General features: G+C 72.7%; 11 protein-coding genes. 8 read left to right on the forward strand and 3 right to left on the reverse strand.

Annotated features, from left to right (window positions below; all coding sequences use genetic code 11):
- The first annotated feature begins 423 nt into the window (after positions 1-423).
- The 3 genes from ABD901_RS10695 to ABD901_RS10705 are packed head-to-tail and all read left to right on the forward strand — an operon-like array spanning position 424 to position 2,797.
- Positions 424-1,923, forward strand: a complete 1,500-nt coding sequence (locus ABD901_RS10695) for an AMP-binding protein (RefSeq protein WP_345123938.1) — start codon at positions 424-426, stop codon at positions 1,921-1,923.
- A complete protein-coding gene (locus ABD901_RS10700; protein ID WP_345123940.1) occupies positions 1,920-2,144 on the forward strand; it encodes a glutaredoxin family protein in 225 nt (74 codons plus the stop codon). The genes ABD901_RS10695 and ABD901_RS10700 overlap by 4 nt, the downstream gene beginning before the upstream one ends.
- 5 nt (positions 2,145-2,149) lie before the next feature.
- Positions 2,150-2,797, forward strand: coding sequence for an HAD family hydrolase (locus tag ABD901_RS10705; protein ID WP_345123942.1), 648 nt, complete (start codon positions 2,150-2,152; stop codon positions 2,795-2,797).
- Here the strand turns inward: ABD901_RS10705 and ABD901_RS10710 are convergent.
- Complete coding sequence (locus ABD901_RS10710) at positions 2,768-3,412, reverse strand: response regulator (protein ID WP_345123944.1); 645 nt, start codon at positions 3,410-3,412, stop codon at positions 2,768-2,770. The genes ABD901_RS10705 and ABD901_RS10710 overlap by 30 nt on opposite strands.
- Before the next feature lie 114 nt (positions 3,413-3,526).
- Positions 3,527-4,828: a sensor histidine kinase gene (locus ABD901_RS10715; protein WP_345123946.1), complete on the reverse strand. Its 1,302-nt coding sequence runs from the start codon at positions 4,826-4,828 to the stop codon at positions 3,527-3,529.
- Between the two features lie 460 nt (positions 4,829-5,288).
- Here ABD901_RS10715 and ABD901_RS10720 point away from each other — a divergent pair, with 460 nt between their 5' ends.
- Genes ABD901_RS10720 through hemB form a run of 5 tightly spaced genes read left to right on the forward strand, consistent with a single transcriptional unit; the run spans position 5,289 to position 10,788 of the window.
- On the forward strand, positions 5,289-5,993 hold the full coding sequence (locus tag ABD901_RS10720) for a redox-sensing transcriptional repressor Rex (RefSeq protein ID WP_345123948.1): 705 nt from the start codon (positions 5,289-5,291) through the stop codon (positions 5,991-5,993).
- Entirely contained in the window at positions 5,990-7,303 is a 1,314-nt protein-coding gene (locus ABD901_RS10725; RefSeq protein ID WP_345123950.1) for a glutamyl-tRNA reductase, read from the forward strand. Before ABD901_RS10720 ends, ABD901_RS10725 begins: the two co-directional genes overlap by 4 nt.
- Entirely contained in the window at positions 7,300-8,229 is a 930-nt protein-coding gene (gene hemC / locus ABD901_RS10730) for a hydroxymethylbilane synthase (RefSeq protein ID WP_345123953.1), read from the forward strand. Before ABD901_RS10725 ends, hemC begins: the two co-directional genes overlap by 4 nt.
- Positions 8,213-9,793: a bifunctional uroporphyrinogen-III C-methyltransferase/uroporphyrinogen-III synthase gene (locus ABD901_RS10735; protein ID WP_345123956.1), complete on the forward strand. Its 1,581-nt coding sequence runs from the start codon at positions 8,213-8,215 to the stop codon at positions 9,791-9,793. Before hemC ends, ABD901_RS10735 begins: the two co-directional genes overlap by 17 nt.
- A gap of 14 nt (positions 9,794-9,807) precedes the next feature.
- Complete coding sequence (hemB, locus tag ABD901_RS10740; RefSeq protein ID WP_345123958.1) at positions 9,808-10,788, forward strand: porphobilinogen synthase; 981 nt, start codon at positions 9,808-9,810, stop codon at positions 10,786-10,788.
- Between the two features lie 64 nt (positions 10,789-10,852).
- On the opposite strand, the gene ABD901_RS10745 is transcribed toward hemB, so the two are convergent.
- On the reverse strand, positions 10,853-11,524 hold the full coding sequence (locus ABD901_RS10745) for a TetR/AcrR family transcriptional regulator (protein WP_345123960.1): 672 nt from the start codon (positions 11,522-11,524) through the stop codon (positions 10,853-10,855).
- Positions 11,525-11,585 lie beyond the last annotated feature (61 nt).

Here is an 11,585-nt window from a genome sequence, read left to right on the forward strand (position 1 = left end):
TCGGCCTCCTCGGGGTGAGGGGTGTCGACTCGCAAAAAGGGGTGAGTCGACGTTCGGTCGTGACAGGTCCGGCGTCCCCCGCGTGCTGGCGGCTCTTGGCGTGAGGGCACATTCTTCCCACGGATCGATGCCCGTCGGCGCACATGCTGTCCGTCACGCCGCCGCGACACGCAGTACGGCATGCCGGAAAAACGGCGAAACGGGACGTAACCGCGGCGTTATTGCTGATGGGCTACTCGTGCCTCACACACGAACGGACGAAGGTTTACTCAGTCGGCGGGCCGGGGGTGCACGTCCCCGGCTCAACCGCAGGAGGCACCATGCCACGGGAGAGGGTGATTGGTGACGGGTGATGTTTCATCGCCGCGCGTCTCACCCTCACCACTGCGTGATCCGCCACCGGCTGTGCAAGACTCGTCGACCGTGCAGGACGTTACGAACTTCGCCGACCTGGTGCGGCGAGCCGCCTCCGCCGGCGGCACTCGACCCGCCCTGCGATCGCACGACGCCGTGCTCACCTGGTCCGAGCTGGACCGCCAGGTGGACGCGGTCGCCGGCGGCCTCGCCGCACTCGGCCTGGCCGCCGACGAGCGCGGACGGCCCCGCGTCGCGATCGCGCTGCCCAACGTGCCCGAGTTCGCCGCCGTGTTCTTCGGCGTGCTGCGGGCCGGACTCATCGCGGTGCCGGTCAACCCCGCCTACACCGCCCGTGAGCTGCGCCACGTGCTCGCCGACTCCGGCGCCGCCGTGCTGGTCGCGACCCGCCCGGTGCTCAGCGCGGTGGCCGACCAGGCGCCGCCCGTGCGGTACACCCTGGGCGGAAACCTCGCCGAGCTGCTCGCCGGCGGCAAGGCCGAGCCCGCGGTCGGCGGCGGCGAGGACCTCGCGGTGCTGCTCTACACGTCGGGGACCGCCGGCGCGCCGAAGGGCGCCATGCTGCCGCACCGCGCGCTGCTGGCCAACCACGAGCAGCTCGAGCGCATCGAGCCGCCGCCGGTGACCCCCGACGACGTGCTGCTGCTGGCCGTGCCCCTGTTCCACGCCTACGGGCTGAACTCCGGGCTCGGCGCGGTGGCCTACCACGGCGCGTGCGGCGTCCTCGTGGAGCGCTTCGACCCGGCCGACTCGCTCGAGGTGATCGAACGGCACGGCGTGACCGGCGTGGTCGGGGTGCCGCCGATGTACATCGCCTGGTCGCTCATGGGGGATCGCCTCGCGACGGCCTGGGCGGGCGTGCGGCTCGCGGTGTGCGGCGCCTCGCCGCTGGACCACGCCGCCGAACGGCGCTTCACCGAGGCGACCGGTCGTTCGGTACACCAGGGCTACGGCCTGACCGAGGGCGCACCGGTGCTCACCAGCACCCTGGCGAGCCCGTCGATCAAGCCGGGCTCGATCGGCCGGCCGATACCGGGCGTCGAGGTGCGCCTGGTCGACGCCGACGGCGAGGACGTGGAGCCCGACGAGGAGGACGGCACCACCGACCCCGGCGAGATCGTCGCCCGCGGCCGCAACTTCTTCCTGGGGTACTGGCCGGACGGCGCTGACGCGCCCGAGGAGGACGGCTGGTGGGCGACCGGCGACGTCGCCTACGCCGACGAGGACGGCGACCTGTTCATCGTGGACCGGCTCGGCGAGCTGATCCTGGTGAGCGGCTTCAACGTGTACCCGCACGAGGTCGAGTCGGTCCTCGCCGCGCACGAGGAGGTGGTGGAGGCGGCGGCGCTCGGCGTGCCGCACCCGTACACCGGCCAGACCGTCAAGGCCGTCGTGGTGCGCCGCCCGGGCTCGCAGGTGACCGCCGAGGAGCTGATCGCGCACTGCGAGCGCAACCTGGCCCGGTTCAAGTGCCCGACCGCGGTGGAGTTCGTCACCGAGCTGCCACACTCGGCTACGGGCAAGGTGCGTAAGGGGGTGCTGCGATGAGGCTCGTGCTGTACACGCGGCCGGGCTGCCACCTGTGCGAGGAGGCCAAGGCGGTGCTGGAGCGCGTCGGTGAGCCGTTCGCGGAGGTCGACATCGAGGGCGACGACGCGCTCGAGGAGGAGTACGGCTTCCGCATCCCGGTGCTGCTGCTGGACGGCAAGGAGCACGGCTACTGGCGGGTCGAGGAGGACCGGCTCCGCAACGACCTGGGGCTAACCTAACCCGGGTGAAGCACCTGGTTTGGGACTGGAACGGGACCCTCCTGGACGACCTGAAGCTTGTCGTCGACGCCACGAACGTCTGCCTGGCCACCGTCGGAGGTCCGGTGATCACCGCCGACGACCATCGACGCGACTTCCGGCGGCCGATCCTGGACTACTACGCCCACGTGCTGGAGCGCCCGGTCGAGCAGGTGGAGTTCCAGCTGCTCGACGACGCGTTCCACGACGCGTACCGGCAGCGCATCGACGAGGTGCGGCTGGTGCCGGACGCGCTGGAGGCGATGGAACGCTGGACCGGCACCCAGTCGCTGCTGTCCATGTTCTTCCACGACGAGCTGCTGGTGGAGGTCGAGCGGCACGGCATCGGCGCCCGGCTGGTGCGCGTCGACGGCCTGCCCGGCACGGTCGGCGGGCACAAGAAGGCGGAGTACCTGCGCCGCCACCTCGACGCGCTGGCGCTGGACCCGGCCGACGTGGTGCTGGTCGGCGACTCGGTCGACGACGGCGAGGCGGCGCGCACGGTCGGCGCGTCGGCGGTCCTCTACGCCGGCGGCTTCACCGACACCGCCCTGCTGCGGGCCACCGGGCTGCCGGTGGCGTTCTCGCTGGTCGAGGCGGTCGACCTAGCCCTGCAGATAGGTGAGCACCGCTAGCACCCGGCGGTGCTGCTCATCGTCGGGCGGCAGGTCGAGCTTGGTGAAGATGTTCTTCACGTGCTTCTCGACCGCGCCGTCGGTGACGACGAGCTTGCGGGCGATGGCGGTGTTGGAGCGCCCCTCCGCCATCAGCCCGAGAACCTCGCGCTCGCGCGGGGTGAGGCTGCGCAGCGGGTCGTCGCGCCGGCGGCGCACGAGCAGCTGGCCGACGACCTCGGGGTCCAGGACCGTGGCGCCGCCCGCGACCCGCTCCATCGCGTCGAGGAACTCGGCGACCTCGGAGACGCGGTCCTTCAGCAGGTACCCGACGGCGCCGGCCCGGTCGGCGAGCAGGTCGTCGGCGTAGGAGACCTCGACGTACTGCGACAGGACCAGGATCGGGGTCTTGGGCACCCGGGCCCGGGCCTCGACGGCGGCGCGCAGGCCCTCGTCGGTGTGCGACGGCGGCATCCGCACGTCCACGATGGCCACGTCGGGCCGGTGGGCGACGACCGCCTCCACCAGGCTCGGACCGTCCCCGACGGCGGCGAGGACCTCGTGGCCGCTCTCGGTGAGCAGGCGCACGAGGCCCTCGCGCAGCAGTACCGCATCATCAGCAACGACAACCCGCACCCGCCGATCGTAGGCGACGACGACAGGAACGCAGTGCCCGCGAAGCGGGCGTGGGGGGTCCGGGGTGGGAACCCCCCGGCGCGTCCGCGCCGGAGGCGCGCGCCAACGACGCTTTCAGATCGGGAGGATGGCGACCAGCTTGGTGCCCTGATCGACCGGGCTCGTGACGGTCAGCTCGCCGCCGGCCGCCCGGACGCGGTCGGCCAGGCCGTTGAGGCCATGGCCCTTGGCCAGGCTCGCGCCGCCGATGCCGTCGTCCTCGACGGTGACCAGCATCCCGTACGCCGAGCGCTGCAGTGTGACCTTGCACTCCGTCGCGTGGCTGTGCTTGGCGACGTTGGTGAGCGCCTCGGCGACGACGAAGTACGCGGTCGTCTCGACGTGGGTCTGCAGCCGCCCCACCTCGGGCAGCTCCAAGTCGACCGGGACGATCGAGCGGGCCGCCAGGGCCGTCAGCGCGGCGCGCAGGCCACGGTCGACCAGGATCGGCGGCGCGATGCCGCGCGACAGCGCCCGCAGCTCCTCGAGCGTCTCGCGGGTCTGTGCGAGCGCCTCGGCCACGGTGGCGCGGGCGGCCGTCGGGTCGTTGTCGAACTGCAGGTCGGCGCGGCCGAGGTCCATGGCGAGGCGGACCAGGCGCTGCTGCGGCCCGTCGTGGATGTCGCGCTCGAGCCGGCGCAGGGCGGTCGCCTCGGCCGACACCGCGGCGGTGGTCTGCGCGCGGGCCCGGTCGCGGCTGCGCTCGGCCTCGACGACCCGCTCGCGCAGCTCGTTGACGCCGCTGAGCAGTGCGCGGGCCGACCACGCCTCGAGCAGGGCGGAGGCGCGCACGACCGGGACGAGGGTGAGGGCGAAGACGAGGCCGATGCCGGTGTAGAAGGCGACCCGCAGGTCGGTGCCCGAGCCGAGGCCGAGCAGCTCCGGCAGGTCCTTGTTGTCCGGCGGGCGGGGGATGGACCAGTCCCACAGCACGGTGGTCAGCCCGCCCAGGGCGCCGGCCCACCAGGTCAACACGAACGAGAACGCGATCGTGCTGGGGATGAAGCGCAGCACGCCGTGCAGCAGGTCCAGCCACGACTGCCCGTCGCTGAGCGGCACGAACGTGCGCCGCCAGAAGCCGGCGCCGGGCTCGGCCCGCTTGTAGTACGGGTGTGGCAGGTGCCGGCGCAGGACCGGACCGACCCGGGCCCGTTCCAGGGTGGCGAAGCCGCGCGCCTGGAAGATCGTGGCGAACAGGATCGGGAATCCGACGACCGTCACCATGAGGCCCACGCCGACGGCGAAGCCGGTAATGCAGAGCACCAAGGTGATGAGGCCGAGGGGGAAGCCGAGCAGCACGTACTGCGTGTCGATGCCCAGCTGGCGGAAGATGCGGGAGAAGCGGCCCGGGCCGAGCGGGGTGATGGTCGTCGTCATGTCATCGACGCTAGGCATCAGGCCCCCTGCCTCCCATCCCGCGGTCCAGCCACTTGATGGTAGGGGCAACCCTACTGGGAAAACGTGTAGTCTGCCTACGTACGCGACGGACGGCGGCGCTGAACGACGCCGACCACGCTGGGGCGGCGAGGAAAATACAGCGTGTCGGGTGGGGCGAATGCCTGAATTGCGGTGATACTGGCCACAACGCTCGCTCGCTGCCGACCGCGTCGGAGAAAGGGGGCACGACGTGCCGTGGGGGCATTTCTCAGGCCCGCGATACACACGTGCAGGCGCTGACCTCTGCGTGGTGGGTGCTGAGTCTTCAAGATCGCGATTTGTGCACGGCTTCACAAGCGCCTACTCTGTTGCAACGACGAACCCCGCTAGCACAGGCGGTAACCGCGTTGGTCACCGGCCCGGCAAGCGGCCTTGCAACCAGTCGTCGTCTCGGAGACTCATGAGCCAGCAGCGCACCGGCCCAACGGACGGACCGGACTTTCCGGACCTGCCGGAGGCGACCGTCGCCAGGCTTCCGGAGTACCTGCGTGCCCTGCACCACCTCGCCGAGGACGGGCACGACACGGTCTCCTCGGAGGGTCTGGCCGCGGCCGCGGGCGTCAACTCCGCCAAGCTCCGCAAGGACCTGTCCCACCTGGGCCGCACCGGCACCCGCGGCGTCGGCTACGACGTCACGCTGCTGATCGACCAGATCGAGCAGGTGCTCGGCCTCACACAGCGGCGGGCCGTCGCGCTCGTCGGTGTGGGTAATCTCGGTCACGCCCTGGCCGGCTACGCCGGCTTCGGCAGCCGTGGCTTCCGCATCGCCGCGCTCTTCGACGCCGACCTCGGCCGGGTCGGGGAGCACATCAACGGCCTGGTCGTGCGGCACATCGACGACCTGCCCGAGGTCGTGGCCGAGGAGTCGATCTCCATCGCGGTGATCGCCACGCCGGCACACGCCGCCCAGCACGTGGCCGACCGCCTGGTGGCGGCCGGCGTCACGAGTGTCCTGAACTTCGCACCGTGCGTCTTGAACGTTCCCGACGGCGTCGACGTGCGTAAGGTCGATCTGGCGATCGAGTTGCAGATCCTGTCCTTCCACGAGCACCGCAAGTCAGCGCTCACCGCGCTGCCGACGGCGCAGAAGGCGGTGGGAACGTGAGCAAGAACGCGAACCTGCTGGTCGTGGGACTTTCCCACCGGACCGCAGGGGTTGCGCTGCTGGAGAAGCTCGCCCTCAACCCGGGCGAGATGTCCGGCGTGCTCGGCGAGATCGTCGGACAGCAGTACGTCGACGAGGCCGTGGTCCTGTCCACCTGCAACCGGGTGGAGATCTACGCCGCCGTCACCGCGTTCCACGGAGGCCTCGCCGACATCGGCGGCGCGCTCGCCGCCCGCGCCGGGATCGCCATGCACGAGCTCGCGCCCCGGCTCTACGTGCACTACGAGGTCGACGCCGTCCGGCACGCGTTCCGGGTCGCCGCCGGCCTCGACTCGATGGTCGTCGGCGAGGCGCAGATCCTCGGCCAGCTCCGCGACGCCTACGGCGCCGCCGGCGAGCAGGGCACCGCCGGCCGGCTGCTGCACGAACTGCTGCAGCAGGCGCTGCGCGTCGGCAAGCGGGTCCACGCCGAGACCGAGATCGACCGGGCCGGGCAGAGCGTCGTCAGCGCCGCCCTCGCCTACGGCCAGGGCGCCACCGCGCCGGTCGAGGGCCGCCCCGCGCTCGTGATCGGCGCCGGCGCCATGGGCGCGCTGTCGCTGGCGACGCTGCGGCGGGCCGGCGCTTCGCCGCTCTACGTGACCAACCGCAGCCACGCCCGGGCCGAGCGCCTGGCCGAGCTGCACGGCGCCGAGGCCGTGCCCTTCGCCGAGCTGCCGACGCTGCTCGAGCGCGTCGACGTCGTCGTGAGCGCCACCGCGTCGCCGGAGCCGGTGCTCGACGCGCCGCTGGTCTCGGGGGCCCTTGGCACGGCCGGCGAGCGCGACCTGCTGGTGCTGGACCTGGCGATGCCGCGCGACGTCGCGCCGGCCGTGCGCGACCTGGCCGGCGTGACGGTGGTCGACATCGAGCTGCTGTCCGAGTCGCTGTCGACGACCGCCGACGCCGAGGAGCGTGCCGGCGAGGAGATCGTCGCCGCCGAGGTCGAGGCGTTCCTGACCTGGCTGCGCGGCGCCGACGTGGCCCCGACAGTGGCCGCGCTGCGGGCCCGCGCTGACGAGGTCGTCGAGACCGAGCTGCGCCGGCTGGCCCAGCGCTGCCCCGAGCTGTCCGACGAGGCCCGCGCCGAGGTGTCGCACAGCATCCACCGGATCGTCCAGCGGCTGCTGCACCAACCGACCGTCCGTGTGCGCCAACTGGCGGCGGCACCGGGCGGCGAGGCTTATGCTCAGGCGCTGCGTGAGCTGTTCGATCTGCAGGTTCCGACTTCCGAGATCAATCCTTCCGAGGCTTCCGAGGTGCATCCGTGACGCTGAGGTTGGGCACCCGGGGCAGCGCGCTGGCCATGGCGCAGTCGACGACCGTCGCCGACGCCGTGCGCGAGCGCACCGGGCGCGACGTCGAGCTGGTCGAGATCGTGACGTCGGGCGACCGCTCGAGCGCGCCGATCCAGCAGCTCGGCGTGGGCGTGTTCGTCTCCGCCCTGCGTGACGCGCTGCTCGCCAACGAGATCGATTTCGCCGTACACTCGTACAAGGACCTGCCGACCGCGACCGCCAAGGGGCTCGTGGTGGCCGCCGTCCCGCAGCGGCAGGACCCGCGCGATGCGCTGGTCGCCCGCGGCGGGCTGACGCTCAACGAGCTGCCCGACGACGCCCGCATCGGCACCGGGGCGCTGCGGCGCATTGCGCAGATCAACGCGCTGGGGCGGCGCCTGCATGCGGTACCGCTGCGGGGCAACGTCGACACCCGCCTGCGCAAGCTCGCCGAGGGCGAGTTCGACGCCATTGTGCTGGCGCACGCCGGGCTCGCCCGGCTCGGGCGCGGCGCCGAGGCGACCGAGGTGCTCGATCCGCTGCTGATGCTGCCCGCACCGGCGCAGGGCGCGCTGGCGGTCGAGTGCCGTGAGGACGATGCCGAGCTGCGCGAGGTGCTCGCCGCGCTCGACGACGAATACACCCGCGCGGCGGTTGCCGCCGAGCGGGCGCTGTTGGCCGAGCTCGAGGCGGGCTGCTCCGCCCCGATCGCGGCGCTGGCCGAGGTCGCCGAGGGCGACGAAGGGCCGGAGATTTATCTGCGCGGTGCGGTGTTCAGCCCGGACGGCGGCTTCGCCCTCCGGCTCTCGCGCACCGGAACGCTCGCCGACGCCGCGGAGGTGGGCCGAGCCCTGGCCCGCGACCTACGCGAAGAAGGCGCCGACAACGCACTGGGAGTGCAGCATGACCCGCACCCGTAAGGGCACCGGCCGGATCGCCTTCGTCGGGGCCGGCCCCGGCGACCCCGGCCTGCTGACCCGTCGCGCCCATGAGGCGCTCGTGACCGCCGACCACGTCGTCTACGACCGCAACGTACCCGAGCCGCTGCTCGCCGCGATCCGCGCGGAGGCCGACCCGGAGGCGCAGTTCAGCCCGGCCGAGGGGGCCCCGGGCGACGTCGCCAAGGTGCTGTTGTCCGCGGCCCGTTCCGGCCTTCGTGCCATTCACCTCGTCGGCGGAGACCCGCTCGCGCACGAGACCGTGCTGAAAGAGGTGCAGGCCGTCGCCCGCACCGCGGTGCCGTTCGAGGTCGTGCCCGGTATCGGGCAGGCCGCCGGTGTCGCCACCTACGCCGGCGTGCCGCTGCCGGGCGTGCGCGTGACCGCCGACGTCGACGACGTGCAGTCCGTCGACTTCGAGTCCGTCGCCGCCGCAGTGTCCCGCGGCTCCTCCGCCCTCGCCGTCGACGCCGGCGACCTCGCCGGCGTCCGCGACGGGCTTTTGGCCGCCGGGGTCGACCCGGCGACGCCCGTGTCGATCACCGGCGACGGGACCGGCGAGACGCAGTACAGCTCCGCCTCCACCGTCGACAGCATGGTCGCCGCCGCGCTCGGCTTCGCCGGCCGCGTGGTGCTGTGCCTCGGCGCCGGTGTCGCGCAGCGCGAGAAGCTCGGCTGGTGGGAGAACCGCCCGCTGTACGGGTGGAAGGTCCTGGTGCCGCGCACCAAGGAGCAGGCCGGCGCGATGAGCGAGCGGCTGCGCGCCTACGGCGCCATCCCGTGCGAGGTGCCGACGATCGCCGTCGAGCCGCCGCGCACCCCGGCGCAGATGGAACGCGCCATCAAGGGCCTGGTCGACGGCCGGTACGCCTGGACCGTCTTCACCTCGGTCAACGCCGTGCGCGCCGTGTGGGAGAAGTTCGCCGAGCACGGCCTCGACGCTCGCCACTTCGGCGGCGTCAAGGTCGCCTGCATCGGCGAGGCGACCGCAGAGGCGGTCCGCGGCTTCGGCATCGTGCCCGAGCTGATCCCTTCCGGCGATCAGTCCTCCGAGGGCCTGCTGGCCGAGTTCTCGCCGCACGACGAGATCCTCGACCCGGTCGGGCGGGTGCTGCTGCCCCGCGCCGACATCGCCACCGAGACGCTCGCCGCCGGGCTCACCGAGCTCGGCTGGGAGGTCGACGACGTCACCGCGTACCGCACGGTCCGCGCGGCGCCGCCGCCGGCCGACATTCGCGACGCGATCAAGTCCGGCGGGTTCGACGCGGTGCTCTTCACGTCGTCGTCCACGGTGCGCAACCTGGTCGGCATCGCCGGCAAGCCGCACGCCCGCACGGTCGTCGCGGTCATCGGGCCGAAGACGGCCGACACCGCCGTCGAGTTCGGCCTGCGGGTCGACGTTCAGCCGCCGCACGCCTCCGTGCCCGACCTCGTCGAGGCGCTGGCGGGCTACGCTGTGGAGTTGCGCGAGAAGCTGGCCGCGATGCCCGCGAAGCAGCGTCGCGGTTCGAAGGTGCAGGGCCCGACCGCCCTGAGGTTTCGCTAGAGGGGATCACTCCCGTGGGTTTTCCTGAGGTCCGGCCGCGCCGGCTGCGTCGCACGCCCGCGATGCGCCGGCTCGTGGCCGAGACGCACGTGCAGCCGTCCAACCTGATCCTGCCGATGTTCGTGAAGGAAGGGCTGAGCGAGCCGCGGCCGATCAGATCCCTGCCCGGCGTCGTGCAGCACTCCCGCGAGTCGCTGCGCAAGGCCGCCGTCGAGGCGGTCGCCGAGGGCGTGGGCGGCCTCATGCTCTTCGGCGTGCCGGAGCGGCGCGACGAGACCGGCTCCGGCGGCATCGACCCCGACGGCATCCTCAACGTCGCCATCCGCGACGTGATCGCCGAGGTCGGCGACTCGACGGTGGTCATGGCCGACCTGTGCCTGGACGAGTTCACCTCGCACGGGCACTGCGGCGTGCTGGCCGCCGACGGTTCCGTCGACAACGACGCCACGCTGCGGCAGTACGAGCTGATGGCCCTCGCGCAGGCCGAGGCCGGCGCGCACGTGCTCGGCCCGTCCGGGATGATGGACGGCCAGGTCGGCGTCGTGCGCAGCGCCCTGGACCGGGCCGGGCACATCGACGTCTCGCTGCTCGCCTACGCCGTCAAGTACGCCAGCGCCTTCTTCGGCCCGTTCCGCGAGGCCGTCGAGTCCGCGCTGACCGGCGACCGCAAGGGCTACCAGCAGGACCCGGCCAACCTGCGCGAGGCCCTGCGCGAGGTCGCCCTCGACGTCGAGGAGGGCGCGGACATGGTCATGGTCAAGCCCGCCCTGCCGTACCTCGACGTGGTCGCCCGCGTCGCCGAGATGGTGGACGTGCCGGTTGCCGCTTACCAGGTCTCCGGCGAGTACGCGATGGTCGAGGCCGCCGTCGCCAACGGCTGGCTGGAGCGCGAGCGGGTCATCCTCGAGACGCTCACCTCGATCCGCCGGGCCGGCGCCCAGCTGATCCTCACCTACTGGGCCAGTGACGCGGCTCGCCTGCTGCGCAAGATCTGAATGCCTCCGCCGGTCCGGTCCGGTCCGCCGCCGACGACAACGTCCGGCAGGGACCGGACCGGCGTCAGTTCTCGCGGCCCTCGGCGCTGAGGCCGCTGCGCTCGGCCAGGGCATGCATCGCGCGCAGGATGCCGACGCGGTCCGGTGCCGGCTCGGCCGGGAGGTCGGCGGGGGCGCGCAGGCCCGCGAGCGTGTAGCCCAGCTGCCGCCGCCACGCCGTCGGGGCCGTCGTGCCGGTGCGCTCGACCAGGCCCGCGTTGGCCATCAGCATCGGGACCACGTCCTCGTGCTGGAAGTCGGAGCGCAGCACGCCCGCCGCGCGGGCGCGGTCGATCAAGGCGGTCAGGCCGCTGAACGCGCGGCCGCGCAGCTGCTCCAGCTCCGGAACGCCGGAGACGGTCGCCGTGAGCAGGTCGGCGAAGGCGCGGCTGCCGGCCTGGACCTCGCAGAGGAACGTCAGGTGCTCGGCGAACGCCGCCCAGGGGTCCTCGACCGCGAGTGCGCGCTCCGTCGCGGCCACGACCTCCTCCAGGGCGCCGGCGAAGACGGCGGCGACCAGGTGGCCGCGGCTGGGGAAGCGGCGGTACAGCGTGGCGTTGCCGACCTTGGCGCGGCGCGCGATCTCGTCCAGGGGCGCCTCCAGGCCGCGCTCGGCGAAGACGACCTTCGCGGTCTCCACGAGCTGCCGGCGGTTGCGCTCGGCGTCCCTGCGTAACTCCCCCTGCTGCGCCGCCATGGTCTACAGCATATGCAAATTTTCGTGTCCGGCTCGGCGGTCTGCCATCTGGCGGCTCGCC

Origin of the sequence: Dactylosporangium darangshiense (genome assembly GCF_039537565.1) — a bacterium.
In the GTDB taxonomy this organism is placed as follows: Bacteria; Actinomycetota; Actinomycetes; order Mycobacteriales; family Micromonosporaceae; genus Dactylosporangium; species Dactylosporangium darangshiense.